Origin of the sequence: Nocardia sp. NPDC056100 (assembly GCF_042266325.1) — a bacterium.
In the GTDB taxonomy this organism is placed as follows: domain Bacteria; phylum Actinomycetota; class Actinomycetes; order Mycobacteriales; family Mycobacteriaceae; genus Nocardia.
Genome location: NZ_JBHJVY010000008.1, coordinates 232,116 through 256,628, shown reverse-complemented (window position 1 = coordinate 256,628; position 24,513 = coordinate 232,116). Strand labels below are relative to the sequence as shown.

The 24,513-nt window shown below is 64.7% G+C and carries 29 protein-coding genes; 16 read left to right on the top strand and 13 right to left on the bottom strand.

The features are described 5' to 3' along the window. Positions 1-305 precede the first annotated feature (305 nt). From hxsA2 to ACFC0O_RS45065, 5 genes are all read left to right on the top strand, one after another. The gene (gene hxsA2, locus ACFC0O_RS45085; RefSeq protein WP_375968448.1) at positions 306-875 is read left to right on the top strand and encodes a His-Xaa-Ser repeat protein HxsA2; all 570 of its coding nucleotides are present in this window, start codon (positions 306-308) and stop codon (positions 873-875) included. Between the two features lie 74 nt (positions 876-949). After that, on the top strand, positions 950-1,240 hold the full coding sequence (locus tag ACFC0O_RS45080; RefSeq protein ID WP_375968447.1) for a hypothetical protein: 291 nt from the start codon (positions 950-952) through the stop codon (positions 1,238-1,240). 3 nt (positions 1,241-1,243) lie between these two features. Next, a complete protein-coding gene (gene hxsB, locus ACFC0O_RS45075; RefSeq protein ID WP_375968446.1) occupies positions 1,244-2,698 on the top strand; it encodes a His-Xaa-Ser system radical SAM maturase HxsB in 1,455 nt (484 codons plus the stop codon). Beyond that, a complete protein-coding gene (gene hxsC, locus ACFC0O_RS45070; RefSeq protein ID WP_375968445.1) occupies positions 2,695-3,855 on the top strand; it encodes a His-Xaa-Ser system radical SAM maturase HxsC in 1,161 nt (386 codons plus the stop codon). The genes hxsB and hxsC overlap by 4 nt, the downstream gene beginning before the upstream one ends. 248 nt (positions 3,856-4,103) lie before the next feature. Further along, on the top strand, positions 4,104-4,727 hold the full coding sequence (locus tag ACFC0O_RS45065; protein ID WP_375968444.1) for a hypothetical protein: 624 nt from the start codon (positions 4,104-4,106) through the stop codon (positions 4,725-4,727). 55 nt (positions 4,728-4,782) lie between these two features. On the opposite strand, the gene ACFC0O_RS45060 is transcribed toward ACFC0O_RS45065, so the two are convergent. The 10 genes from ACFC0O_RS45060 to ACFC0O_RS45015 all read right to left on the bottom strand — a co-directional run bounded on the left by ACFC0O_RS45060 (position 4,783) and on the right by ACFC0O_RS45015 (position 11,587). Further along, positions 4,783-4,995 (bottom strand): hypothetical protein, encoded by a 213-nt coding sequence (locus ACFC0O_RS45060; protein ID WP_375968443.1) that lies wholly within the window; start codon positions 4,993-4,995, stop codon positions 4,783-4,785. A gap of 271 nt (positions 4,996-5,266) precedes the next feature. Continuing rightward, complete coding sequence (locus tag ACFC0O_RS45055; RefSeq protein ID WP_375968442.1) at positions 5,267-6,358, bottom strand: RNA ligase (ATP); 1,092 nt, start codon at positions 6,356-6,358, stop codon at positions 5,267-5,269. Between the two features lie 134 nt (positions 6,359-6,492). Beyond that, on the bottom strand, positions 6,493-7,041 hold the full coding sequence (locus ACFC0O_RS45050; protein ID WP_375968441.1) for a hypothetical protein: 549 nt from the start codon (positions 7,039-7,041) through the stop codon (positions 6,493-6,495). 10 nt (positions 7,042-7,051) lie between these two features. Beyond that, complete coding sequence (locus ACFC0O_RS45045) at positions 7,052-7,954, bottom strand: hypothetical protein (RefSeq protein WP_375968440.1); 903 nt, start codon at positions 7,952-7,954, stop codon at positions 7,052-7,054. Positions 7,955-8,078: 124 nt separating this feature from the next. Continuing rightward, positions 8,079-8,423 (bottom strand): hypothetical protein, encoded by a 345-nt coding sequence (locus tag ACFC0O_RS45040; RefSeq protein WP_375968439.1) that lies wholly within the window; start codon positions 8,421-8,423, stop codon positions 8,079-8,081. Position 8,424: 1 nt separating this feature from the next. Then, complete coding sequence (locus ACFC0O_RS45035) at positions 8,425-8,802, bottom strand: hypothetical protein (protein ID WP_375968438.1); 378 nt, start codon at positions 8,800-8,802, stop codon at positions 8,425-8,427. Between the two features lie 128 nt (positions 8,803-8,930). After that, positions 8,931-10,289 carry a hypothetical protein gene (locus ACFC0O_RS45030; RefSeq protein WP_375968437.1) on the bottom strand — a complete coding sequence of 453 codons (1,359 nt, stop codon included), beginning with the start codon at positions 10,287-10,289 and terminating at the stop codon, positions 8,931-8,933. Next, positions 10,289-10,612 carry a hypothetical protein gene (locus tag ACFC0O_RS45025; protein WP_364638453.1) on the bottom strand — a complete coding sequence of 108 codons (324 nt, stop codon included), beginning with the start codon at positions 10,610-10,612 and terminating at the stop codon, positions 10,289-10,291. The genes ACFC0O_RS45030 and ACFC0O_RS45025 overlap by 1 nt, the downstream gene beginning before the upstream one ends. Positions 10,613-10,733: 121 nt before the next feature. Further along, positions 10,734-10,922: a DUF397 domain-containing protein gene (locus ACFC0O_RS45020; protein ID WP_375968617.1), complete on the bottom strand. Its 189-nt coding sequence runs from the start codon at positions 10,920-10,922 to the stop codon at positions 10,734-10,736. Beyond that, positions 10,922-11,587: a DUF5753 domain-containing protein gene (locus tag ACFC0O_RS45015; RefSeq protein ID WP_375968436.1), complete on the bottom strand. Its 666-nt coding sequence runs from the start codon at positions 11,585-11,587 to the stop codon at positions 10,922-10,924. Before ACFC0O_RS45015 ends, ACFC0O_RS45020 begins: the two co-directional genes overlap by 1 nt. A gap of 218 nt (positions 11,588-11,805) precedes the next feature. On the opposite strand from ACFC0O_RS45015, the gene ACFC0O_RS45010 reads away from it, so the two are divergent. Beyond that, positions 11,806-12,051, top strand: coding sequence for a hypothetical protein (locus tag ACFC0O_RS45010; protein ID WP_375968435.1), 246 nt, complete (start codon positions 11,806-11,808; stop codon positions 12,049-12,051). A 38-nt stretch (positions 12,052-12,089) separates the two neighbouring features. Beyond that, a complete protein-coding gene (locus ACFC0O_RS45005; RefSeq protein ID WP_375968434.1) occupies positions 12,090-12,950 on the top strand; it encodes a patatin-like phospholipase family protein in 861 nt (286 codons plus the stop codon). 61 nt (positions 12,951-13,011) lie between these two features. Here the strand turns inward: ACFC0O_RS45005 and ACFC0O_RS45000 are convergent, their stop codons facing one another. Beyond that, positions 13,012-13,455 carry a DoxX family protein gene (locus ACFC0O_RS45000; RefSeq protein ID WP_375968433.1) on the bottom strand — a complete coding sequence of 148 codons (444 nt, stop codon included), beginning with the start codon at positions 13,453-13,455 and terminating at the stop codon, positions 13,012-13,014. 89 nt (positions 13,456-13,544) lie between these two features. On the opposite strand from ACFC0O_RS45000, the gene ACFC0O_RS44995 reads away from it, so the two are divergent. The 5 genes from ACFC0O_RS44995 (at position 13,545) to ACFC0O_RS44975 (ending at position 16,343) form a co-directional block, all read left to right on the top strand. Further along, a complete protein-coding gene (locus ACFC0O_RS44995) occupies positions 13,545-14,000 on the top strand; it encodes an SRPBCC family protein (RefSeq protein ID WP_375968432.1) in 456 nt (151 codons plus the stop codon). 156 nt (positions 14,001-14,156) lie between these two features. After that, complete coding sequence (locus ACFC0O_RS44990; protein WP_375968431.1) at positions 14,157-15,008, top strand: hypothetical protein; 852 nt, start codon at positions 14,157-14,159, stop codon at positions 15,006-15,008. A gap of 133 nt (positions 15,009-15,141) precedes the next feature. Continuing rightward, the gene (locus ACFC0O_RS44985; RefSeq protein WP_375968430.1) at positions 15,142-15,501 is read left to right on the top strand and encodes a hypothetical protein; all 360 of its coding nucleotides are present in this window, start codon (positions 15,142-15,144) and stop codon (positions 15,499-15,501) included. Between the two features lie 69 nt (positions 15,502-15,570). Next, positions 15,571-15,927 carry a cupredoxin domain-containing protein gene (locus ACFC0O_RS44980; RefSeq protein ID WP_375968429.1) on the top strand — a complete coding sequence of 119 codons (357 nt, stop codon included), beginning with the start codon at positions 15,571-15,573 and terminating at the stop codon, positions 15,925-15,927. Positions 15,928-16,004: 77 nt separating this feature from the next. Beyond that, positions 16,005-16,343 carry a YdeI family protein gene (locus ACFC0O_RS44975; protein ID WP_375968428.1) on the top strand — a complete coding sequence of 113 codons (339 nt, stop codon included), beginning with the start codon at positions 16,005-16,007 and terminating at the stop codon, positions 16,341-16,343. Positions 16,344-16,572: 229 nt separating this feature from the next. On the opposite strand, the gene ACFC0O_RS44970 is transcribed toward ACFC0O_RS44975, so the two are convergent. Both ACFC0O_RS44970 and ACFC0O_RS44965 read right to left on the bottom strand, forming a co-directional pair. After that, positions 16,573-17,775, bottom strand: coding sequence for an NAD(P)/FAD-dependent oxidoreductase (locus ACFC0O_RS44970; RefSeq protein ID WP_375968427.1), 1,203 nt, complete (start codon positions 17,773-17,775; stop codon positions 16,573-16,575). Next, positions 17,772-18,110, bottom strand: coding sequence for a bifunctional 3-phenylpropionate/cinnamic acid dioxygenase ferredoxin subunit (locus ACFC0O_RS44965; protein ID WP_375968426.1), 339 nt, complete (start codon positions 18,108-18,110; stop codon positions 17,772-17,774). The genes ACFC0O_RS44970 and ACFC0O_RS44965 overlap by 4 nt, the downstream gene beginning before the upstream one ends. Positions 18,111-18,332: 222 nt before the next feature. Between ACFC0O_RS44965 and ACFC0O_RS44960 the strand changes: the two genes are divergently transcribed. Genes ACFC0O_RS44960 through ACFC0O_RS44945 form a run of 4 tightly spaced genes read left to right on the top strand, consistent with a single transcriptional unit; the run spans position 18,333 to position 24,513 of the window. Then, positions 18,333-20,753 carry an FAD-dependent oxidoreductase gene (locus ACFC0O_RS44960; RefSeq protein WP_375968616.1) on the top strand — a complete coding sequence of 807 codons (2,421 nt, stop codon included), beginning with the start codon at positions 18,333-18,335 and terminating at the stop codon, positions 20,751-20,753. Positions 20,754-20,756: 3 nt separating this feature from the next. After that, positions 20,757-21,896, top strand: coding sequence for an N-methyl-L-tryptophan oxidase (gene solA / locus ACFC0O_RS44955; protein ID WP_375968425.1), 1,140 nt, complete (start codon positions 20,757-20,759; stop codon positions 21,894-21,896). Continuing rightward, on the top strand, positions 21,893-23,020 hold the full coding sequence (locus ACFC0O_RS44950) for an aromatic ring-hydroxylating dioxygenase subunit alpha (RefSeq protein ID WP_375968424.1): 1,128 nt from the start codon (positions 21,893-21,895) through the stop codon (positions 23,018-23,020). The genes solA and ACFC0O_RS44950 overlap by 4 nt, the downstream gene beginning before the upstream one ends. Then, complete coding sequence (locus ACFC0O_RS44945) at positions 23,014-24,513, top strand: aldehyde dehydrogenase family protein (protein WP_375968423.1); 1,500 nt, start codon at positions 23,014-23,016, stop codon at positions 24,511-24,513. Before ACFC0O_RS44950 ends, ACFC0O_RS44945 begins: the two co-directional genes overlap by 7 nt.

Genomic DNA, 24,513 nt, shown 5'->3' with positions numbered 1-24,513 from the left:
GTCGTCGTCAGCAGATGAGGGCGCCACGAGGCCGCCGACAACGTGATCGCGAGCCGTAATCCGTTGCCGCAGGGCGGGATGCGGTGTTTGTCCTGATTTCACGGCGGTCGGCCGGTGTCGGCGCTGGTAGTAGCTGTGGCGGGCGCGTGTGGCCTCGATGTGTAACGGTGCGGTGGCGGGCGAGATACTCTTTGCGGCAACAAGTTTCGAAGATCATCTGTGTGGTGATGGAGGGGGAGTGGCGATGGAACGTACGGACATTTCGTTCGCCGTGGTCAACTCGGGTTCGATTTCGGGAGGTACGAATGCGTGAGACGCCGAAGATCGTGAGTTTGACGGCGGCCCTCGCCGCGCTCGCGATCCCCACGGCCGCACAGGCAATCGCGGAGGCGTCCGTCTCGACGGGAACGGACGAACCTCGCGTCACGGCGGCACGGGAGGAGGCCCGGCCGGAGCGTCAGGTCGCCTTGCCGAACGACGTCGAGTTGATGAGCTTCACGACGCATCGCACCAGCGATGGCAAGTTGTTCGCGCAGCATGGTTCTCATTCATCTCACTCATCCCATTCCTCGCATGCCTCTCACGCGTCTTCCAGTCCGGGGCTCGGCGGACCGAATGTGCCGTACATCCCACCGCCTGCTGTGACCACACCGGCCGCTCCGCCGCCGACCACGACCCCGCCGACCAGCGCGCAGCCTGCTCCCGATCCGTTCCCTCTGGCGTGCACGCGGGCAAAGGAGGGCCTCGGCCTGAATGAGATCGCGCGCGAACTGCAAGAGGTCTTCGGCCTCGCTGCGCCCGAGGCCGAGGATCTTGCCCAGCGAGCATTGGACCAGTGCACGGTGGTTGACGCGACTGTGGTGCCCCCTCAGTGACCGAGCGGTGAACTATGCCAGGTGCTCTCGGCGAGTGTGGGTTTCGTGTTCTGTGAGGGGATCGAGTGATGTCAGTGTCTGATTTGGTTGTCGACTTCAGCAGGTCGGTGCAGTCGCTCGACGCGCTGCAGGAGGCCGCTTACCGCTTGATCGGGCAGGCGGCATGCCAGATCGACGAAGCGGACGGACGATACGTCTGTCGGCTCTCACCAACGCAGTCAGAGCTCCGGGGCGATGAGTTGCGCACTCATTTCCTGAATCTCGTGACGGACGAGAACTTGCGCGAGAAGGTCGGTCGCGAGACCGGCCGGTATCGCGATGTCATCGTCGCGTTGGCATTCGGATCGCTGGCAGAGGGGGAGTGACCGTTGGTCGGCTTCGCCTCTGCGGACTCGTTCCGTCCTGACACCTCCCGGCTGCGACTCCTGCCCATTCGGTTCGAACGCCTCGGTGCAGACCGCTTCCTGGTCGGCAACATGGTTGGCGACATGGCGGAAATGACGGCAACCGAGCTGGAGCGGTTGTGCGCGCTCGATCTCACCCCTGGTGACGGGCTATATGAAAGGGCTTTCGAGAAGCTCTTCATCGGATCCGCGGATCAGCGTGCACCGCAGCAGCTTCTCGCCCTTCGTCTGCGTAGCCGCCTGAGCTTCCTGCGCGCCGCCACGCCATTGCACCTGTTCGTCGTCACGCTGCGATGCGAGCACTCCTGCCCGTACTGCCAGGTGTCGCGTCAGAGCAAGGACCGCGTCCGGTACGACATGGACAGCGCCACGGCGTCCAAAGCACTGGACATCGCACTGTCCGCGCCGGCGCCGATGATCAAGATCGAGTTTCAAGGCGGGGAGCCGCTGCTGAACTTCGAGCTCATCCGGTGGATCGTCGTGACCGCCGAGGAGCGTGCGATGCCCCTGGGCAAGCAGTTGCAATTCGTGATCACGACGAACCTGGCACTCCTGGATGACGAAGTGCTCGAGTTCTGCGCTGAGCACGATGTTCTGCTCAGTACCTCGCTGGACGGGCCGCGCGATCTGCACAACAGGAATCGGCCCCGTCGTGGCCAGAACAGCTACGAGCTCGCGGTGGCCGGAATCGGGCGCATTCGAGAGCGGCTCGGTCCGGACCGGGTCGGTGCGTTGATGACCACCACCGAAGCGAGTCTGGATCGTGTGGAGGAGATCGTCGACGAATACCTCGCGCAGGGTCTCGACGGCATCTTCCTGAGGCCGTTGTCCCCGTACGGTCATGCGATCAAGACCAAGCAGTTTCACAAGTACGACGCCCGAGAATGGCTCGAATTCTGGAAGCGCGGTCTTCGCTACATCCTGGAGATCAACAAGTCCGGGCGCCGGTTTCCCGAGTTCTATTCGGCCCTGATCCTTCGCCGGATGCTGAGCGATGAGCCCATCGGGTATGTCGATCTGAGAAGTCCGGCGGGGATCGGGCTCGGTGCGCTGGTCTACAACTATGACGGCACCGTATTCGCCTCGGACGAGGCGCGGATGCTCGCCGAAATGGGGGACCGCAGCTTCGAACTCGGCAATGTTCATGAGCATGGTTACCGAGATCTCGTGTTGTCCGACACGCTGGTGTCGGCGGTGGCAGATTCGCTGACCCAAACGGCTCCACAGTGCTCGACGTGCGTATTCGAGCCCAACTGCGGCGCGGACCCCGTGTATCACCATGCGACGCAAGGGGATCTGCTGGGGATCAAACCGCTATCCGAGTTCTGTGAGCGACAGAAGGGCGTGATCACTCACTTGTTCGAACTGTTGGAACACTCACCCGAAGACGCCGCCGTTCTTCGGGAGTGGGCGTCATGAAACCTCTTCTGCTGGTAGGACGATCACCGGCGGCGGACAACGTTGGCCTCGGTGACGAGAACCGGATCGTGCGGCTCCGTCCCCCGAACAGTGCCCCGTCTGATGATCGCGATGCCGCGCTGATCGTCGATGATGGCGACTGGAAGACGGCGCAGGCGAATGGATTCCGGATCGCAGTCGGGCGCGATGTGTGCCCGGACGGCGCGTCGACGAGCTACCTCCGACTTCCGGCGGGGTTCGCCGAGGTCGGCGATGGCGATGTGATGAGCATCTACCCGCGGTCGGGTCGAGTGAGGTTGCTCTACCGTCGGTCGTCGCGGCACAACTTCTTCCTCGTCACCGAACGCTGCAACAACTATTGCCTGATGTGTTCGCAGCCGCCGAAGAAGGTCGATGATGGCTGGCTGATCGACGAGATCGCAGAGGCACTGTCACTGCTCGACCCGGCGACTCCCGCACTGACGTTCACCGGCGGGGAACCGCTTACCGAGTGGCGCCGATTCATCGGGCTGCTGGAGCTGTCGCGGGATCTGCTCCCGGACACGGCGATTCACGTGTTGACCAACGGGCGCGCCTTCTCCGTTCCCGAGGTCGCGCACGCCTGGGCCGAGGTCGGGCATCCGCAGCTCTCAGCAGGTATACCGATCTATGCGGCGGTGGATCACATTCACGACTATGTGGTTCAGGCTGCGGGCGCGTTCGATGAAACTGTTCTCGGCGTGCTCCGACTCAAGAACCTGGGGCAACGGGTCGAGATTCGTATTGTTCTGCACGCCATCACCGCGCAGCGTCTCCGTGAGACCTGCTCCTGGATCGCGCGTAACCTTCCATTCGTCGATCATGTGGCTCTGATGGGCATGGAAAACACCGGCTTCGCGGTCGCCAACGACGCCACACTGTGGATCGATCCCGTCGATTACCAGGAGCAGTTGAAGGCTGGTGTCGACGCCCTGTCCGTTGCCGGGGTGAACGTTTCGATCTACAACCTGCCCCTGTGCGTCCTCGATGCCAGCATCCGGCCGTTCGCTGTGCAGTCGATCTCGGACTGGAAGAACGCGTACGTCGCGGAGTGTGACAACTGCTCGATGCGCCACGAATGTGCCGGTTTCTTCTCGACAGGCCGACCGAAGTTCAGTCGGGGGATTGCCGCCATCTAAGGTCAGGCCAATTCACACGAATCTCGCTGGGTGCGCTGCTGCGCGGCTGAACCGAATGGTTCTTCGGTAGCTGTTGTGCGCCAACGTGATTGGGTAGGTCCGGCGGGGGAGGGATGATGTGGGGACTGCTGGTCATACCGATTGGGTACGGGTGGGGATTGGCGGGCAGGCTTTTCGAGCCGCGATACCGGCTGGCGCCGTTGGATCGGACCGTTGATGACTTGGCGACGGCTCGGACGGTGCTCGGTTTGGTTATCAATATCTTGGTGCTCGGGGAGTATTCGGGCAGCGCCGTTGAAGGTATGGCATTCGCGGGCGTTCAGCGTCTCGTGCTGTCGGCGATAGTCGCGTTTCCGGTCTGTTTGATCGCCATGGTCGTGATCCTGGCGGTGACCTATTCGGCGCACCGGGCTGATACTGCTGCACAGTTGGCTCATCCGCTGCGGACGATGGGGATCTGTATCGCCGGTGTCGCGGCTTTGGCCATGGTTCCGGCGTTGTTGTCGATATTCGATCGATTCGCGGGGCCGGTGCCGGGTCTGATCGCGGTGGTGGCGGTCATGGCTTCCGGGCTGGCTGTCGTGCCGTTTCTGATCCGTGCGACTTTCCTGATTACCAAGCATTGGTTCAATGCCGTCGACGGGCATCTACTGCTCGGGCCGACCGTGGCCGTCATTGTGACCTGGACGGTTGCCGCCATCGATCTCACCGCCCGGGAATCGACGTTGCTGCCGGCCCGGGTGGATCTCACCCTGCTGCTGGGCGGGTGCGTCACGATTACGATCCTCGCCGTCCTCGAAGGCCGTCGTGCGCACCAGAGGTACGGTGTCAGCTTTCGTTCGGGGGCTTGGCCGCCTGGTCTGCGCTGGTGACCGTCTCCGATTCCAAAGCGGAATCGGAGACGGTTTCGCTGTTATGCGCTAGCGATCAGCAGTGCACCTTTACGAAAGGGCAGGTGATGGCGTCCAGCAGGGTTTGTACGGCTGTTGCGCTGCCCGAGGCCGAGCCGGAGTCGGGGGTGGTGGTTGCCACCGGGGTGAGGGGGGCTTCGGCGGTCGCGGGGGCGGCTGCTGCCGCGGCGATGGCGGAGATGAAGATGACGCTGGTCATCGCGGTGCGAATGGTGTTGCGCAAGGCCACTGAGTGAACTCCTGATCGAAAGTGAGCTGACATACTGCTGGGCCGGAGTGAATTGGTTTGCGGCACATGCGCATCAGATCCCCCGGTACCGGGATGTATCACGCAGAACTTGGAGATCCCCGATTATCCCCGCCCCGGCGGGAAGACTACGCACGGCAGAGTTGCCGCGCAATCCGGCTTCACAGGGGCGGAGATCCGGAACTCTGTTCTGCCGGTGTGGAAATGACTGACGCCCGGCGCGGGTGTTGCGCCGGGCGTCAGTCGGTGGTGGTTACTCGTATTCCGTGCCGTCCTTGCGGAGCAGGTAGGCGGGGGAGACGAGTTTGCCGATGGCGCGGCCGCCGAGGATTTCGGAGTAGCGCTCGGTGGCTGGGCGGACCACCAGGCCCTCGCGGATGTTGGTGGCTGTGCCGGTGATGGTTTCGGTGCCGTTCGCGAGCTGGAGCAGGGTGTCGATGTCGTACGGGCCGTCATAGAGCACCGGTACGCGGGGGATGTCCGCGGCCAGGTCTTCGAGGGCGACGTCGATTTCGGCAGGGGTCAGCCAACGGCGGGGGTCTGTTTCCGTACCGACGGCGATGTCGAACAGCGCGTAGCCGATGGTGTCGTTCTGTCCGGCGTTCGCCCCGTAGTGCAGGTCCTGTACGCCCGCACCGTAGACCTCGCCGAAGAGGGCGACGCGGTCGACATCGAGGGTGGCGGCCAGCTTCCGGGCGATGTCCGGGAGCTGGAAGCGACGGACGGCACGCCAGTACAGGTTGGCATCGCTGTCGGCGATGGCGAGGTTCTGTGCGCCGATTCCCTTGGAGGACACCAGCACTCGATCGCTGGCGCGGTCGTAGGTGAACAGGCAGGCGCTACCGTGGATCTTCTCGGTGGCGATGACGTGCTCGCCTTCGGTGAAGATTTCCGGGTAGCGCGCGATGTTCTCCACATCGATCCAGCGGATCAACTCCGGCGCGGATTCAACCTGTCCCGACATCGAAACCGGTACGGGCGGAGCCCATTTGGTCACCCCGAGCAGTTCGGCGAAATCGGTTCCCGCCGCGGCCGCCGCCGCAAGATCCACCTCCTCGATCAGTGCGGGCAGACACACGATCCCCTGCGAGACCTCACCGCGCAGCCGAACGATCTTCACCCGATTACGCGCCCCACCCGCCAGCTTCCCCGTCAGCCCGAGCTCCTCGATCAGCACATCCGGCAACACAGCCTGCTCCGGGATATACAGCGCGTAATCCCCAGTCGCGAACTGCCCCTTGGCCACAACCGCGCGATACAGCCCAACCTGCGCCAGCTCCAACCGATCCGCGTTCGGATGCGGATGCACGACCAGCCGTTCGACGGTGACCTTGAGTGTGGACATGAATTCTCTCCCTCCGATCGTGCGAGGGTAGGTGCGTGGTCAACAGCGAGTCCACCGTATTTCGCACTCGCGAACGGTGCCGACGGCGCGGAAACTGCCATTGAATCAGCGCGCGACCGAAACCTGTTGGCGCGTCAGCCGAACGGCGGCCGGTCGTTGGGAGCGGCCCGGCCGGGCAGCGGGTGCTCCAGGTAGCCATCCGCGAAGAACTGCATCGAGCCGCACAGGTTGCAGCGGTAGGCGTGTTGGTTGATGACCTGCTGGCTCAATTCGGAGGGGCGGTCCGATAGCCACCGGGCTGTGCCGGTGACCAGCCCGAGTATGCCGATGTAGGTGCGTTGCTGTTTGCACCACGGGCAGGATAGGTCGATCGCTTCGCGCCTGCGCTTGATCTCCTCTTGCTCCTGGGCCAACTGGTCCGACACCTTCTTGATATAAGCCTCGGCCTCACTCAACGACAGTTGCTCCGGCTTGCGCCAGACTTCGCCATAACCCTCGTGGGCGGCGGTCCGCAGCACCGCGAACTCCGCTTCGGAACGCGCCACCACCCGCGTCCCCTTCAACCCGCCAGGCTTGCGATAACTGATCTCCGCCCGCAAAACCCCTTGCGGCAGAAACCTATTCATCGACACCCGCTTGGGATCATCCATCCCCGGCTTGTATTCGATCCCCCGATCCGACATGAGCAGGACGCTACACCGCGGGGCCGACAGTGCCGCGTGGCGTGAACCAGCTCGGAGCATCCGGTCGCGTCAGTAAGCCGCGCTGATCGGGGTGATCCTTCAGGAATTGAAGGACCACCAGCAGCGTATTCGGTTCTGTGGCAAGCAGATACGCGGGAATCGCGATGTGATCTACGGCATCCCACTGCCGGTGTTGAACCTCGGGCCGCGGCGTCCGGAGATGAAGTTCGATCATCGGTCGCTCGCCGGTCTGGGCCGAGGTCCGAACCGTTGTCGGTGTAACCGCTGCGATATCGTCCCAATCGACTGCAATCTCTTTGTGCAGCCGCAGGATTGGGGAACTCATCACCCGGCGAACTCCATGCGGGTTCAGCTCGACCGTCCACCGCGTATAGATGACCACGAAGAAAACGAACAACACCGCTGCGGCGACCGCGAGAATCAGCACCACCGTCGCCGCACCGGAATTGTCGCGTGACAACGGTAGTAACTCATCGCCGAACCCGAGTTTCCATGCGCGCCATGCCGAAACCCCATACACCGCGACTCCGCCGAGCAGGAGAAGGAGCACAGTAGTCTGCTGCCTCGAGCTGATAACAACTCCGGCTCCCTGAGCATCATTCCGATGCCGTACCCCGGCACCTTTCCTCATGCCGTGCACACCACTGGAAAGCCCCAGCAACAGAACACCCAGTGCGACGATCAGAAATCCACACGCCCCGAGCACGGTGACGAAATGCTCCGCGCCACTGATCAGAATCGAGATGCCACCGAGCGCAAGCAGCGCCGCGACCGCGTACAGGACCGCGGGTAGCACGAACCGAGAACCCGCCGGATTCATCGGCCAGGCCGTCGTTCCACCGACTTCGGGAAAGCTGGACTGCGATGCACCGTTCCCGGGCGGGATCACCATGGCCACACCTTCTGAATGCTCGTCGAGCCGAGAAAAGCGAGAATGCCGCTGATCACGGTACCGAGCCTCGGGCCGACCGGGATCGAACGACACCGCGTGACCGTCGCCCCGAGCTACAGCGTGACTACCAGCTGCGTTCGAAGTAGTTGTCTACTTCGGCTTCGGCGCGGTCGAGGCGGGCGGCTTCGAGGGAGGCGGGGTTGGCGGTGGTGAAGGCGCGGGCGGATTCGACTTGGGGGTCGGCGTTCAGTTCGCGCATGGCTTCTGCCACTTGGGATTGGATCTCTTGGAGGGCTTGGTGGTAGGCGGTGAGGATGGAATTGCCTTGGGGGCCGCTGATTGCGAGCAGTTGGTTTTGGGCGTCTACTTCGACTGTGATGCCGTCGACTGTGGCGGTGGCGCGGATGGTGGCCAAGGCGTGTTGGGCGCGTTGGACTTTCACGCCTAGTTCGTCGTGTTCGCTTGGCATGTCAGCCTCCTGCCACGGCGGTGAAGACGAGGATGGGGAGTTCTCTGTGCAGGTATCCGGTTGCGGTGCCGTTCCATTCGGGGGAGCCGCCGAGGGCGGTGTCGAAATCCGGGTTGGTGGCGTACTTTCCGGCGGGGACCTGGGTTTGCAGGGCGGCGGGTAGTCCGGTCGGTTGAGTGGATTCGCTGGTGGCGTAGCGGGTGCGCAGGTCGGTCGCGGTGGCCGGGGCCAGTTCGACGACGGCTTCGAGCCAGTAGGTGACCAGACCGGGGCCGCCCCGGGAATTGTCTCGGCTGGTCCAGGTCACGGCGACCGGGTCGCCGATGAGGGGGAAGTATTTGCGCAACGGCTCGGCGTTGTGGCGCAGTTCTTCGGACACGGTGCTGGTCCTTTCCTGCGGATTCGGATCGGAAGAGGTTGTGGTGCAGCCGATTACGGACGCAGCGAGGACGGTTGCGATCGCACCGGCGAGTAGCGGTCGCATCGTGTACCGCCGCGATGGCTTCCTCATTTGGGTCGTGCTCCGCCGGTATTGCGATCGTTATCGGGCATGCGACCGTCATCGCCGTCGCCGCGGCCGTCGGAACGGTCCTCGCGGCCCGGATTGCGGTCGGGGTTGGAGGTTTCCGCGACGACGCCGCTCGAGGGCGGTTGGCCGACATCCCAGGACACCGTGCGGGTGATGGTGCCGTGGGTTTCGAAGGGTTTCGCCCAGCCGATCTCGGTGAAGCGGCCGTTCTCGTTATCCTTTGCGCCGGTGCCGATATCGCTCTTGCCCTTGTCGAAGTCGTAGTAGTCCTGCGCTTCGACGGTTACGTCCATGGTGACGCGATTGCCTTCGACCCGGACATTGGCGTGACTCCACTGTTGATGCCCGCCGATGGCCTTCTGCCAGTTCTCGGTGGCCGGATAGTTCTTGCCCGCAACGGTATTCGGGTCGCCGGTGATTTTGAAATTCGTATTGCCGGTGCGCGCGAAGTAGTCCGCCGCCATGGCGGCGCGGTTGACTTCGGAGTCGACCGAGTTGCGAATGTTCTTGTCCTCGCGGTACGCCTCGTCGTAGTCGAACTCCATCTTCTTGCCATTGTTGTCCCAGTAGTGCCGGTACAGGGCGGTGGCATCGTCGAAGTCGGACTTCACGTATTCGCCGCCGAGCAGTTTCGCCTGCCACTTCTGCTTGGCCAGCCAGTCGCTGAAGTTGCCGTCCTTCGAGTTGTAGATGAAGGTGTCGTCGTGTTTGAGGAAGGGTTCCTTCGGATCACCGATCCGATACTTGCCATCGGGTGAGACCGGCGGCGGGATGGGCGCGAGGTCCGGCATCGGCCCGGTCGGCGTGTCCTTCAGCGTCGCGAGCGCGGTGACACCCGATTTGATGGAGGTGGCGGCCTGATCCTCGCCCTCGCCGAATTCCTCGAGCAGTTCCTGCAATTGGGTTTGCAACCAGGATGCTTGCCCGTCGAGCTTGTTCTGCATGAGCTGGGCGATGATATCGCCGGGAACGCCCGGATACTTTGGGGCGGTGACGGTTCCGTCGTCGGCGACCTTCATGCCCGCGGCGGGTGCGGACTGGTCGACGATCTTCAGCACCGCGGTGCGGGTCGCGTCCAGGCGGCCGCCGTAGGTCTTGTAGTAGTCGGCGACAGCGGTGACGATTTCGTCGATCCTGGTGCCCGTCAACCGCTGTGAGATCTTCCCGGCGGTCGCGGCGGAACTGGCCGCGCCCTTCCAGTTGGCGGTGGTCTTGTCGACGGCGGTGCTCATATTGCCGACCTGTTTGGTGAATTCGGTGGTTCCCGTGTCGAGGGCCTTGCCGAAGTCGACCATGGTGGAGGGCAGGCAGCCGCGCACGTGGCTGATCGTCGTCATCAGTCGGGAATCTTCTTGCCGTTGGGCAGGCGGCCCGCCTCGCCCATCAGTTGTCCGAACTGTTCGCCGAAGGCCGTGTCGACCTCTTCGTACGTCTTCGCGCCGGATCCGGCCACCCGGGCCATATTTCGCACGCGATCACCGAGCGCGTGGAAAGCGGCCTCGGTGTTCTCGTCGATCGCGGCGGAGACCTCGTGCACAGGAGATCCCGGCATGGTCACCGCCACATCGATTTTGATGCCGGTGATGGCATCGGCCTGCCCCGTCAGCGTCTTGCCCAGCTCACGCAACGCATCCGCGTCGACCTTGAGGATGTCAGTCATGTTCCCCCGATCAATTAACCGTCCTGCCCCACGACAGCGCGAGATTAACCGATCGAGAACCCTTGTGCAGCTCGAACTTTCAGTGGCTTGACAGCACCGCCAAGATCAGCTCGAGGCGTTGTCAGCCCTCCCAGACGCGACTGGCGATGAACGTCGCCCAGTCGTCGGCCGGGAACGCAAGCACCGGCCCGCAACCGTCATCCTCGGTATCGCGCACCAGGGTCGCGCCGGGATCGTGCCGGACTTCGACGCAGGCTTTGCAGCCTTCCGACCTGCTCGACTTGTACCAAATGCCGAATGCCGGTCCCATCACGCCGCGTACTCCTTTGCGCACTGCAACACCAGATCTCTGCTGGCCTGTTCTGATAACGCTACCGCCGTGAGGGCCGAAATGGTCGTCCGATACCTGTCCACCACGTCTGCTCGCTCGTGATAGACGGCGGTATTGCTCGCACCTTCGACGTAGACCACGGGCGGTTCCACGAGTCCCCTGTCGAGCGGTGGGAATTCGAGCAGGGTGAACGATTGAACGGTGAGTCCCTGATGCGGTCCGACTCGGAAGGGCACGACGCGGATGCTGAAGTTCTCCCGCTCACCCGATGTGGCGAGCCAACTCAGCTGTGCCGCCATAACTTCGGGAGGTGCGGGTTGGTGCCGCAGCACCGCCTCCGAAAGCAGCACCGTCAGTTGGAAATTGGGCTGATCCAGCCGCGCTTGCCGACGTGTTGTCAGTTCGATCCGGCGTTCCAGGTCGACCGCTGAGAGCTCCGGTTCATCGATGCGGATCACGCTGCGGCGGTAGTCGGGCGTTTGCAGCAACCCCGGCACCATGACGAGTTGATGTGTGGTCACCCGGTCCGCAGCGGACTCCAGTCGCAGATAGTGTGGGAAATGGGCCTCGTACTGGTCAGCGTACGGTCGCCAAAATCCCTTCGAATTACCTTGCTGCTGTTGCGCTTTGAACTGCTCGCGCACCTATTCCCACAGTGTCAGAGCGTCCGAGCGGACGGTGGTGGCCGCTTCGTAGAAGGTGAGATAGGCGGCGCTGTGCCGCGAATGAAAACCGCACGGTGCGTATTCAAATTCGTGACCGCCAATGCATTACGGCAGCCATCGGCCGGGATCTGCGTGGCAGGCATCGCGGAAGACTCGCCAGATCCTGACTGCGGCAACAGAATTGGAAGGAGAAGACCGTGGAATTCTACGGCCCGCGCTTGGAACGATTGGAAGACTGCCACGTTCGCGATGACGACATCGCGATGAACGCGGCCGAGGCGCTCGAAGCCTCGATTATTCACCGCGATTGTGATCCGGTGTTCTGTGCCAGACGGATGGAGGCCGGGCGAATCGTCAGTGTCGAAGTTGACCGATATGCGGAGAGATCGAACATTCATGTGCTCCCGGGCGGCAGGCTCGAGGATGGACTTGGTAAGGGTTGAGGTTGATGGAGTGAGTCGGGCGAGACTTAGGAGCGGGTATGGGTGTGCGGCGGGCGTTGGTAGTCGGCGGCGGGGGAGTGGCGGGAGTCGCCTGGGCCAATGGGCTGGTGGTGGGGTTGGCCGATGCGGGGGTGGATATCACCGAGGCCGAGTTGATCGTGGGGACGTCGGCCGGGGCGAATGTCGCCGCGCAGATCAGCAGCGGCCTGTCGTGGGAGGAGTTGTTCCGGCGGCAGGTGGATTCGGCGGTGTGGAGTCAGGAGCTGACGCCGCAGGGGACTCCGGTCGAGGAGGTGTGGGAGCAGGTCGCGGCGATTCACGCCGAGGCGGAGGGTGATCCGATGGGCGCGCGGCGGCATTTGGGCGAGCTGGCGCTGGAGGTGGAGACCGTGCCCGAGAGCGCGCGGCGAGCGGTGGTCGAATCGCGGCTGCCGGTGCACGAATGGCCGGAGCGGGCGCTGCTGGTCACCGCCGTCGACGCGCTGACCGGCGAATTGCGGGTATTCGACCGCAATTCGGGCGTTTCGCTGGTGGATGCCGTGACCGCCAGCTCGGCGGTGCCGCTGGTGTGGCCGCCGTACACGATCGACGGGGTGCGCTATATCGATGGCGGTGCGCGCAGTTCGGCCAATGCGGATCTGGCGTCCGGGTTCGAGCGCGTGCTGGTGATCGCGCCGCTCCCCGATGACGCATTGGGGGAGCAGGTCGCCGATTTGATCGAGCGGGACGCGCGGGTCGAGGTGATCACGCCCGATGAGGCTTCGCTGGAGGCGTTCGGGACCGACCCGCTCAATGCCGCCACCCGCGTGCCCGCCGCGAATGCCGGACGGGCGCAGGGCAAGTCGGAGTCCGCGCGCGTCGCCGGGCTCTGGGCGCAGGCCGCGGAACTCGGCCGGTAATCGAACCGTCCGCGTGCGCTGGTAACCCGGACCAGCGCGCCGGTACGCCCCGGGCCGGGGCTCAGTCCGCCGATCCTCGCCGGTAACGCCCGATCAGCGCATCCAGCGAATACGGCCCCGGCCCGATGATCGCGATCAGGAAGAACGACCAGCAGAACAGCACCGCCGGTTCGCCGCCATTCTTGATCGGCAGGATGCCGTGCTTGAGATGCACGGTGAGAAACGCGTAAGCCATCGCGCCCGAGCAGAGCAGGGCGGCGATCCGGGTGCCGAGGCCGAGGGCGACCGCAGTGCCCGCGACCAGTTCGATCATTCCGGCCCACCAGGACGGCCAGGCTCCGACCGCGGGTAATGCGCCGTGCGGCGCCACGGGTTTGCCGAAGAGTGTGGAACAGCCGTGGAAGGCGAAGGACACGCCGACCAGGACGCGGAAGAGCGCCAGGACGACGTTGGTCAGGACGGTGGGTTTGGCCGCGGTGGTCGGTGCGGCGGTCAGCAGGTGCATGGCGTGCTCCGTTGGATGTGCGGCTCGGGGGTGTGCCTACCTATGAATACGAACCCGCGAGGTGCTTGGTTCTGTGCTTTGATCAGGGCATGACGGATACCGAGATACCACGCGTCGTCTCCGCCAGCCGGGAGATCGACGCTCCCGTGGAGCGCGTTTTCGAGCTGATTGCCGATCCGGCGGAGCAGCCGCGCTGGGACGGGAATGACAATCTGGCGGAAGCCGTTGGCGGGCAGCGGGTTCGCGGCGTGGGCGAGGTGTTCCTGATGACGCTCACCAATGGCGCGGTGCGGGAGAACCACGTGGTGGAGTTCGTGGAGGGCAAGCGTATTGCCTGGTTGCCGTCCGAACCGGGTAAGGAACCGCCGGGTCATCTGTGGCGCTGGTCGGTGCAGCCGCTCGGTGACGGCCGCACCAAGGTGACACACACCTACGACTGGACCGAATTGAACGATGAGAAGCGTGAAGTGCGCGCGCGGGCGACGACGTCGGAGCGGTTGCTGGCCTCTGTCGATCGCCTCGCCGCGCTCGCTGAACAGCCGTGACTCATTGCGGAAATAGTTGATTCTCCTGAACGTAACATCGAATCCAGCTGTACAACTGGCGAATTAATGCGGAATTAGTACGATCCGTGTAGTTCGTGGGTTGGTTGAGACGAGGGCTCTTCGGCTCGACCGGCTGGTTCGTTGTGAGGGAGAGTCATGGGTTTCGCGGTCCGCGCCGCCATTGCGGTTGCCACGATGGGGATTTCATCGATTTTGACCGTGCCGGTGGCCTCGGCTCGCCCGGCGGCCCTGCCGCCGGATCCGTCGCATGCCAAACCGGCGGCCACCATCACGATCCCGCCGAGCGCGCTGGCGCAGCGGATGCAGGCCGCGGTGCAGGCTGTGTCGGCCCGCGCGGAGACCGGTATCGAGGTCGTGGACACCGAGACCGGTGCGCTGCTCGCCGGGGTGAACGATGACAAGCAGTTCTACACCGCCTCGGTGGTGAAACTGCTGATCGCCCTGGACACGCTGGGAGACGGTGCCGGACAACAGGATTCGGCTTCCGTGCAGCGCATGCTGTCGGCCAGCGACGATGCCATCGCGAGTCGGCTGTGGGGTGCGGGCGGTGGTGCGGAGATCATCACGCGCATGTCCGAGCGGATCGGCCTGACCGCCACCGCGGCGGCGTCGGATACCGGGCAGTGGGGCGAAACCCGCACCACCGCAAGGGATGTCATGGCCATCTACCGGTATCTGGTGAATGAGGCCCCCGCGCCCGCGCGGTCGCTGATCCTGGACGCCATGGGGCAGGCCGCCGAGATCGCCGCCGATGGCGTCGACCAGTATTTCGGCATTCCGGATGCCATGCGCGGCTGCGACTGGGCGGTGAAACAGGGCTGGATGTGGTACGGCTCATCGCTGGTGCTGAATACCACCGGACTGGTCGGGCGCGATCTGCGCTATGCCGTCGTACTGCTGAGCAGTCAACCGGCGGTGAGTATTTCGGCCGGTGGTGCGGCGCTCACCGCGGGCATCGGGGTGCTCCGCGACGCCATGGGAATTTGAACAGGACGAAATGGACGCCGCGAGTATGGGATTGCGGTTCCCCGATGCAGGGGTGGGCGCGCGGTACTGTTGAGAGGTGACTACCGGTGAGGGGGGCCCTCGGGTACAGCGGACGTCCGGGCGGGAAGCAGGGGTGTCGGCGCGACTTCGAGAAGCCATATTCGCAGCGCACGAGGAAGCGGTGCGCGCGGTGGCGTCGGCGTCGGATTCCGGGCTGCCCGTCAATCGCGATCTGATCGAATTGATCGAATTGCAGCGGCGCATCATTCGCATCGCGGACCAGTTCGCCGAGGAGCCGGCGCGGCCGATGCGTCCGGCGCGCGATGGCTCGGCGACGGCGATGGGCGCGATCTCGCTGGCGATTCCCATCGCGACCAGGCCCGCGGCCGATGTGCTCGGCATCGCGGATCCGATCGCCTCTCCGCTGCCGTGGCCCGCGGTCGACGGCGACGCCGATTCCCGCCTGCATGTGATCGAAGAGCCTGATATCTGATCGGCCGGGTGAACCGCGCGGGTCCGTATCGCGTGAACAGGGGATAGGAATTCCTCGAAGGAGGACGCCATGTCCACCCCTACCCCCGCCCGCCGCCGGATCATCGGAGCCGTGTGCGCGGCTGCCGCAACGGTTTTGATCGCCTCGGGCTGTTCGAGTTCGAGTACGCCGAGCGATACGGTCGCCGATCAGGTCACCATCTCCGCGCACATGTTCATGCCCCCGGCCAGTGTGAAGGCGGGCGCGACGATCACCGTGCGCAATGACGACACCGATGAGCACACGGTCACCGCGACCGGGGGCGCGTTCGACACCGAGGTGCAGGGGAAGCAGACGGTCACGTTCACCGCGCCGACCGCACCGGGCACCTACGACTTCTACTGCAAGTATCACCCCGGTATGAAGGCGACTTTGGTCGTCGCGTAATCGATCTCGATAAAGTGCTCATTCGGTGAGCACTTTACGGCGGAATATGGTCCTCGACGCCGATCGAGGAGGTAACCGTGTACGAGTTCGAGAACCCCGCCCAGTGGGAATCCTGGCTGGCCGCACACCATGCCGACGCGGATGACGCGTGGCTGCGCATCGGCAAGAAGGGCTCCACCGGATTGATCAGCATCGAGCAGGCCGCCGAGATCGGACTCTGCTACGGCTGGATCGACAGCCACCGGCGCGCCCTCGACGAACATTCATTCCTGCAACGCTATTCGCGCAGGCGCCGGCGCAGCCCGTGGTCGCGCCGCAATATCGAGATCGTGACAGCGCTGACCGAAGCCGGTCGCATGCGCGCCCCAGGTCTCGCGGAAGTCGCCGCCGCTCGGTCCGACGGTCGGTGGGCGTGACATCCGATCGCGAACAGGTCGGATCGCCCTGGTGCCGCGTCCGGAAACATCGCGCGGGAATCCCCTTCGTCATCCCGGCATGCTTGTGGCCGGGATCCACCACCGGCAGCGCATGCGCAGGTGTGGATCCCGGCCAAAAACGCGCCGGGATGACGGGCTGATTGACACGTGAACAGTCTTGGACCCGGAACTAGGCCGCAGCGGTGCTCGAAAGTCGATGTGGCGCAGGTCAATGAGCGACGGCCAACGCTCGGTCGAGGTGTTTGCGGTGGCGGGTGAACAGGCGCGGATTGTCGAGGGCGCAGACGGCAACCGGAATGTCATCGAGTTCGTAGAGCACGGTGAAGGATTCGCCGTTGAGCGCGCCGTCTATCACTCGCAGGCCGGTGGCAGCGGTGGGGTCGCCCGCGAGTTGCAGCAACTTGCCGTATTGGTGGGACCAGAAGTACGGCGCGGTTCGCGGCGGTGGCGCTGTGCCTGTGATCGCGGCTGCGACGGTGTTCGCCTGCGTGATAGCCGCGTGCCAGTGTTCGCTGCGGGTATGGCCGGAGGTGACCGGATCGGTGACCCGCGCGCAGTCACCGATGGCATAGACGCCCGGAATCGCGGTGCGCCCCAGATCATCGACTGGGAACCCATTCGGGCTGTGCAATAGGGGATTTCCGGAACTCGCCCACTCGGTGTTCGGCAATGAGCCGATGCCGACCAGTACGGCATCCGCTGCCACCCGCGTACCGCCGACGAGGTGAATCGCGTCCGGTCGCACGGCTTCGATCCGAGCGCTTGTCAGCAGCCGCACACCATTTCGTGCGTGCAAGGCCGCACATGCCGAGGCAACGGTCTCACCGAGCGCGCCGCTACCCGGCACGGCGGAGGTATCGATCAGAGTGACCTCCACGCCGAGCCCCCGCGCGGCGGACGCCACCTCCGCCCCGATGAATCCCGCACCTACGATGCCGAGATTCTTTGCGCCAGAGAGCAATATCCGCAACCGATGTGCATCGTCCAGATCGCGAAGGTAATGCGCGTCCGGCACACCCGGCAGGCGGCGCGGCCGCGCACCGGTCGCGAGAATGACGATATCGGCCACGACGGTTCGCCCGTCCTTGAGTTTGATCGAATGCCGCGATTCGCGAGCAGTGGGATGGCCGTTATCCCGTGGAACAGCGATGCGTGCGCCGGGTGTGAACCCGGTCGCTCGGTGTCCCAGCAGCCATTGCGCATCCAATTGCGCTGTCTCGGAATGTTCTTCGAGGAGGGCGGTGGGTTGGCCGGTGTGCAGGAATTGTTTGGAGAGGGCGGGGCGCTCGTAGGGGAGGTGGGGTTCGTCGCCTATGAGGGTGATGGGGCCTGGGAAGCCGCGGGCACGGAGGGCGCGTAGGGCGGAGAGTCCGGCCAGGGATGCGCCGACGATGGCGATCGAGGGGGTCATGAGTCGGTGGTCGGGGTGAGGATGATGTCGTCGCCGCGGACCTCGACCCTGTGCGTGCGCACAGCGCGTTTGGCGGGCGGGCCGGAGGCAGCGCCGGTGCGCAGGTCGAAACAGGATTCGTGCAGGGGGCATTCGACGGTGCAGTCCTGCACCCAGCCGTCGGCGAGGGAGGCGTCCTGGTGGGTGCAGGTGTCGTCGATGGCGAAGAGCCCGTGTTCGGTGTGGAAGATCGAAATGGGCGGCAGGCCAGGGTGATTCACGGTGAGCACCTCGCCCACCGGTAACGCGCTCAGGCGTCCGGCCAGCAGGGTGAGCGATGGGATCGATGCGGGCATGGGCCCTCCCGGAACGAGGTCTGTTGCGAATGACGCGTTATGTCGCGCTATGTGCAACAGTGTGGCCGCTCCCGCCGGACCCGTCAACAGCAGCCGAAACACCCGGGAAACAAAGGGAATACGTATTTCGCCATTCCGGTTGACAGGCCGATCCGGCGGGCGGAGCATAGTTGCGTATTACGGCACTTGGTGCGCAATACGCAACACTTTGGAGGCTCGGTGATGCAGCCGCGAGTCGTCATCATCGGTGCGGGAATCGTGGGCACGGCGCTGGCGGACGAAATCACCCGGCTCGGCTGGACAGATGTCACCGTCACCGATCGCGGACCGCTTTTCCGCACCGGCGGATCCACTTCGCACGCACCGGGTTTGGTGTTCCAGACCAACGGTTCCAAGACCATGGCGGAACTGGCCCGGTACACCGTGCAGAAATTCACCGAGCTGGAGGCGTTCGACCCCGTCGGCGGTCTGGAGGTCGCCACCACCCCGCATCGCTGGACCGATCTGCACCGCCGCCACGGCTGGGCGAAATCCTGGGGCATCGAATCCCGGCTGCTGGATCCGCAGGAATGCGCCAAACTGCATCCGCTACTCGATCCCGATCGCATTCTCGGCGGATATCACACGCCCACAGATGGTTTGGCGCTCGCGCTGACCGCCGCCGAGGCGCAGGCCCGGCGCGCCATCGCGCGGGGCGCACGATTCCTGGCCTACTGCGAGGTGGTGGAAATCCTGCGCGGTGACGGCCGCGTCACCGGCGTGCGCACCGCCGACGGTCAGGAGTTCCCCGCCGATGTGGTGATCTGCGCCGCCGGATTCTGGGGTGCGGAACTGGGTCGCGCGGTGGGCCTGACGGTGCCGCTGGTCCCCATGGCGCACCAGTTCGCCAAGACCGGTCCGGTGCCCGCCCTCGATGGCGGTGAACGCCTGCCCATGCTCCGGCATCAGGACGCCGACCTGTACTACCGCACCTACGGCGACCGCATCGGTATCGGCTACTACGGTCACGACCCCAGGCCTGTGGATATGCGAACGCTGTTGCAAGACACCGCATCCGAGTCCATGCCTTCCATGCTGCCGTTCACCCCGGAGGAGTTCGAACCGGCCTGGCGGGAGAGCCAGCGGCTGTTACCCGCCCTGGGTGCGATCGAGCTGGCCGAGGGCTTCGACGGCATCTTCTCCTTCACCCCCGACGGCTTCCCCATCCTGGGCGAACATCGCGATATGGCCGGGCTGTGGGTCGCCGAGGCCGTATGGGTGACGCATTCGGCCGGTGTCGCCAGGGCGGTGGCGGAGTGGATCGTCACCGGCACACCGGAAATCGATCTGCACGAATGCGATCTGTACCGCTTCGAGGACGCCGCGCACAGCCCGGATTTCATTCGGCGCACCAGCATGCAGGCGTTCGTCGAGGTCTACGACATCATCCACCCGCATCAATACCGCAGTGCGCCAAGGGGATTGCGCACCAGCCCGTTCTACTCGCGCCAAAAGGCGCTGGGCGCGTACTTCTTCGAGGGCGGTCTGTGGGAGCGCCCGGCCTGGTTCGACGCCAATGCGCATCTGACGGCCGAACTCGCGGCCCAGGGCGTGGACTTCCCGGTGCGCGACGAATGGTCCGGCAGCTTCTATTCACCCATCTCGATAGCCGAAGCACGCTGGACGCGAACGCATGTCGCCATGTACGACATGACCCCGCTGACCCGCTACGAGGTGAGCGGATCCGGCGCGGCGGCGTTCCTACAGCAGTTGACCACCAACGATGTCGGCAAGAAGCCCGGCGCGGTGACGTACACCCTGCTCCTGGACTACAACGGCGGTATTCGCAGCGATCTCACCGTGGCCCGATTGAGTGATCAGCTGTTCCAGGTCGGCGCGAACGGCCCGCTGGATTTCGACTGGTTCACCAGGCATCTCCCCGGCGACGGCAGTGTCACCGTCCGCGATATCACCGGCGGCACCTGCTGTCTCGGCGTCTGGGGTCCGAAGGCACGCGATATGGTGCAGCCGCTGTGCGCGGATGACCTCTCGCACAAGGGTTTCGGCTACTTCCGAGCGCTACGCACCCATCTGGGCAGTATCCCGGTCACCATGATGCGCGTCTCGTACGTCGGCGAGCTCGGCTGGGAGATCTATACGACGGCCGAACACGGTGCGGCACTGTGGGATCTGCTGTGGGACGCCGGTGCCGAACACCGGGTGATCACGGCCGGGCGCATCGCCTTCAACAGTCTGCGGCTGGAGAAGGGCTATCGCTCCTGGGGCACCGATATGACCGCCGAGCACACGCCCGAGGCGGCCGGAGTCGGCTTCGCCGTGCGGCACAGCAAGGCGTCGTTCATCGGTAAGGCCGCATTGGAATCGGCTGTCCCGCCGCAGAAGACGCTGCGTTCGGTGGTCCTGGACGATCCGCACGCGGTGGTACTCGGTAAGGAGCCGGTCACGATCGACGGCGTCGTCGCGGGCTACATCACCAGCGCGGGCTATTCCGCGACCATCGGCCGCTGTATCGCGTACGCCTGGTTGCCCACCGCCGTCGAGCCCGGTGCCCAGGTTCAGATCGACTATCTGACGCAGACATTCACCGCGCGGGTGCATGCCGAGCCGGTGGTCGATCCCGAGATGTCGCTGATCCGGAGGTAGCACATGTCCGACACCTACGATGTCATCGTCATCGGCCTGGGCGGTATGGGCAGTGCCGCCGCGTATCACCTTGCCGCACAGGGGTACCGGGTACTCGGGTTGGAGCGATTCACGCCCGCGCACAATCGGGGCTCCAGTCACGGCGGCTCCCGCATCATTCGCCAGTCCTATTTCGAGGATCCGGCGTATGTTCCACTCCTGTTGCGCTCCTACGAGTTATGGGAGCAGCTGGCCCGTGATTCCGGTGATGAGGTGTACCGCCTCACCGGCGGTCTGTACGTCGGCCCGCCGGAGAGTCTCACGGTCGCGGGCAGCCTGCGCGCCTCCCGGGCCTGGTCGCTACCGCACGAGGTGATGGATGCCGCCGAAATCCGCAAAGCCTTCCCGAATTTCGCGCCAGAACCGCATTTCATCGGGTTGTACGAGGAACAGGCGGGCTTCGCGCGACCGGAGCTGACCGTCGGCGCACACCTCGAACTCGCCGCACGGGCGGGCGCGACACTGCGCTTCGGTGAACAGGTGCAGGACTGGAAGGAGTCCGGCGGCGGAGTCACCGTCACCACCGCCACGGGCGTCCACACCGCCGGGCAACTGGTGATCTGCCCCGGTGCCTGGGCTCCGAAACTACTGGCGGACCTGGGCGTCGGCATCGAGATCGAACGCCAGGTCATGTACTGGCTGGAGCCGGTGATCGGCGCGGCCAAATTCGAACGCGATCCCATCTACATCGCCGAAAACGACGCGGGCGCACAGATATACGGCTTCCCCGCCATCGACGGCACGGACGGCGGCGTCAAAACCGCGTTCTTCCGCAAGGGCATCGTGTGCACCCCGGACACCATCGATCGGGAGGTGCACGCGCGAGAGGTCACCGAAATGCGCAGCCGGGTAACCGAATTGCTGCCCGCCCTGGCCGGACGCCTGCTGCACGCCGCCACCTGCATGTACGCCAACACCGCCGATCAGCATTTCGTCATAGCCAGGCATCCGGCGCATACCGCCGTCACCGTGGCCTGCGGATTCTCCGGGCACGGTTTCAAATTCGTGCCCGTGGTCGGCGAGATCCTGGCCGAGCTCGCCATGACCGGCGGCACCCGGCACCCCATCGACCTGTTCGCCCCGCAAAGGCTGGTGACCCTGTGACCTCGGATCTCATCCCCACCCTCGGCGGTGAGTACTACTGCGACCCGGCCGTTTTCACCGCCGAACAGGAGCACATCTTCGAACAGATGTGGTTCTGCGCGGCCCGCTCCGCCGATCTGGCCGACCCGGGCGCGTTCCGGCGGGTGCAGGTCGGCCGGGAGAGCGTTCTGGTGGTGCGCGGCCACGATGGCGAACTGCGCGCCTTCCTCAATATCTGCCGGCACCGCGGCGCGATGATCTGCACCGAATCCGAAGGTCAGGTGCGGCGCAATCTGCGCTGCCCGTATCACGCGTGGACGTACGGCCTGGACGGGAAATTGATCGCCGCACCGAATCTCGGTTCGCTCCAGGATGATTCGGGAGCTCCGATCGATCGGGTCGCCTACGGTCTGATTCCGGTCGCCCTGCGGGAATGGCTCGGCTACGCCTGGGTCTGCCTCGCAGATGATCCGCCGTCGTTCGAGACCGAGGTGATGGGCGCGGCCACCGCCCGCCTCGGCGATCCGGCTGCCATCGATCACTACGACATGGCCGAACTGGCCGTCGGCAAACGCGTGGTCTACGACGTGGCGGCGAATTGGAAACTCATCGTCGAGAACTTCATGGAGTGCTACCACTGCGCCACCATCCACCCGGAACTGGTGGAGGTGCTGCCGGAGTTCGCGGGCGGTTTCGCGGCCCAGTACTACGTCGGCCACGGAGCCGAATTCGGGGATCGCATCGATGGATTCACCGTCGACGGCCGCGCCGGATTCGATCCGCTACCCGGCCTGGCTCCCGAACAGGATCGCAAGTACTACGCCATCACCATTCGGCCGACCGTTTTCGTGAATCTGGTGCCCGACCATGTGATTTTCCACCGCATGTACCCGATGGCGCACGATCGCACCATTGTGGAATGCGATTGGCTGTACGCACCCGATGTCATCGAATCCGGGGGTGTGCTCGACCATTCCGTGGAACTGTTCCACAGGGTGAACGAACAGGACTTCGCCGCGTGCGAGCGCACCCAGCCCGCCATGTCCTCGCGCGCCTATCGCAAGGGCGGCGTACTGGTGCCGGCCGAACATCACATTGCCGAATTCCACGAGTGGACCCGCAAGAAGATCGGCGAATCATGTTAGGCGAAGAGCTCTGTAGTGCGCCGAATCTGTATATCGACGGCAAATGGGTGCACGCCGCGGGCGGCGGCACCCGGGACATAGTCAATCCGGCCGACGGTTCGGTGATCGTCACCATCGACGAGGCCGATCGCGCGGACGCCGTCACCGCCGTGGCCGCCGCACGAGCGGCCTTCGATACCGGCGGCTGGCCACAGACCCCGCTGGCGGAGCGGGTCGGCTATCTGCTGCGCATTGCCGAACTGCTCGAAGCCGAGCGCGATCGGATCGCGCGCATCGAAACCCTCGATACCGGTAAGACCCTGCGCGAGAGCTATATCGATATCGACGATGTGATCGCGGTCTTCCGGTACTACGCGAATTTGGCCAGTACCCAGGCGGATCGGCTCATTGATACCGGGAATCCGGCGGTCATCAGCCGCGTGGTGCGTGAACCGGTGGGAGTGTGCGCGCTCATCGCGCCGTGGAACTATCCGCTGCTCCAGATGTCGTGGAAGATCGCACCCGCACTGGCGGCCGGATGCACCATGGTGGCCAAGCCGAGCGAGGTCACACCGCTGAGCACCATCGCGCTCGTCCATGTGATCGACCGGGCCGGGGTGCCGCCGGGCGTGGTGAACCTCATCCAAAGCAGCGGTGCGACAGTCGGTTCCGCGCTCACCGACACCCCCGACGTGGACCTGATCTCCTTCACCGGAGGCGCGCAGACCGGGGCGACCATCGCCCGCACCGCCGCCGCCCACATCACCCGGGTGGCGCTGGAACTCGGCGGTAAGAACCCGCACATCATCTTCCCGGACGCCGACTTCGACAGTGCCGTGGATGCCGTGCTGACCGGGGTATTCCTGCACTCGGGCCAAGTCTGTTCGGCCGGAACGCGTTTGATCGTGCACGAGTCCATCGCCGATCGCTTCGTCGCCGAATTGGCGTGCCGGGCCGAGCGCATTCGCATCGGCCCGGGCCTGGACCCCGCCAGCGAGACCGGTCCGCTCGTGTCCGAGCAGCATCGCGCAAAGGTGGAAGCCTATGTGGCCCTGGGCATCGCGGAGGGCGCGACGCTGATCACCGGTGGCGAACGCCCGGCGGACCCCACGCTCGCCGATGGAAGCTACTACCCGCCAACCATTTTCGACGATTGCCGCCGCTGGATGCGCCTGGTGCAGGAGGAGACCTTCGGTCCCATCCTCACCGTGGAACGCTTCAGCACCGAGGCCGAGGCGCTGGCACTGGGCAATGACACCGCCTACGGACTGGCCGCGGGCGTGCGCACTGCCGATACCGCGCTCGGCGAACGCATGGTCCGCGCCCTGCGCCACGGCACGGTGTGGCTCAACGACTTCGGCTACTACACCCCCGCGGCCGAATGGGGCGGCTTCGGCCGTTCCGGCACCGGCCGCGAGCTCGGCCCCAGTGGCCTGGCCGAATACCAGGAAACCAAACACATCTGGCACAACACCGCACCCGCGGTGGGTGGATGGTTCGCCGCCGACAACTGA

What these genes read in the sequence shown, in the direction of transcription:
- ACFC0O_RS45025 (WP_364638453.1), bottom strand. Translation starts at nt 10,612, where the DNA reads ATGACTGACATCCTCAAGGTCGACGCGGATGCGTTGCGTGAGCTGGGC.
- ACFC0O_RS44990 (WP_375968431.1), top strand. Translation starts at nt 14,157, where the DNA reads ATGGGTTTCGCGGTCCGCGCCGCCATTGCGGTTGCCACGATGGGGATT.
- ACFC0O_RS44970 (WP_375968427.1), bottom strand. Translation starts at nt 17,775, where the DNA reads ATGACCCCCTCGATCGCCATCGTCGGCGCATCCCTGGCCGGACTCTCC.
- ACFC0O_RS45000 (WP_375968433.1), bottom strand. Translation starts at nt 13,455, where the DNA reads ATGCACCTGCTGACCGCCGCACCGACCACCGCGGCCAAACCCACCGTC.
- ACFC0O_RS45040 (WP_375968439.1), bottom strand. Translation starts at nt 8,423, where the DNA reads ATGCCAAGCGAACACGACGAACTAGGCGTGAAAGTCCAACGCGCCCAA.
- hxsC (WP_375968445.1), top strand. Translation starts at nt 2,695, where the DNA reads ATGAAACCTCTTCTGCTGGTAGGACGATCACCGGCGGCGGACAACGTT.
- ACFC0O_RS44980 (WP_375968429.1), top strand. Translation starts at nt 15,571, where the DNA reads ATGTCCACCCCTACCCCCGCCCGCCGCCGGATCATCGGAGCCGTGTGC.
- ACFC0O_RS44995 (WP_375968432.1), top strand. Translation starts at nt 13,545, where the DNA reads ATGACGGATACCGAGATACCACGCGTCGTCTCCGCCAGCCGGGAGATC.
- ACFC0O_RS44965 (WP_375968426.1), bottom strand. Translation starts at nt 18,110, where the DNA reads ATGCCCGCATCGATCCCATCGCTCACCCTGCTGGCCGGACGCCTGAGC.
- ACFC0O_RS44945 (WP_375968423.1), top strand. Translation starts at nt 23,014, where the DNA reads ATGTTAGGCGAAGAGCTCTGTAGTGCGCCGAATCTGTATATCGACGGC.
- hxsA2 (WP_375968448.1), top strand. Translation starts at nt 306, where the DNA reads ATGCGTGAGACGCCGAAGATCGTGAGTTTGACGGCGGCCCTCGCCGCG.
- ACFC0O_RS45030 (WP_375968437.1), bottom strand. Translation starts at nt 10,289, where the DNA reads ATGACGACGATCAGCCACGTGCGCGGCTGCCTGCCCTCCACCATGGTC.
- ACFC0O_RS45045 (WP_375968440.1), bottom strand. Translation starts at nt 7,954, where the DNA reads ATGGTGATCCCGCCCGGGAACGGTGCATCGCAGTCCAGCTTTCCCGAA.
- ACFC0O_RS45005 (WP_375968434.1), top strand. Translation starts at nt 12,090, where the DNA reads ATGGGTGTGCGGCGGGCGTTGGTAGTCGGCGGCGGGGGAGTGGCGGGA.
- ACFC0O_RS44960 (WP_375968616.1), top strand. Translation starts at nt 18,333, where the DNA reads ATGCAGCCGCGAGTCGTCATCATCGGTGCGGGAATCGTGGGCACGGCG.
- solA (WP_375968425.1), top strand. Translation starts at nt 20,757, where the DNA reads ATGTCCGACACCTACGATGTCATCGTCATCGGCCTGGGCGGTATGGGC.
- ACFC0O_RS45020 (WP_375968617.1), bottom strand. Translation starts at nt 10,922, where the DNA reads ATGGGACCGGCATTCGGCATTTGGTACAAGTCGAGCAGGTCGGAAGGC.
- ACFC0O_RS45050 (WP_375968441.1), bottom strand. Translation starts at nt 7,041, where the DNA reads ATGTCGGATCGGGGGATCGAATACAAGCCGGGGATGGATGATCCCAAG.
- ACFC0O_RS45055 (WP_375968442.1), bottom strand. Translation starts at nt 6,358, where the DNA reads ATGTCCACACTCAAGGTCACCGTCGAACGGCTGGTCGTGCATCCGCAT.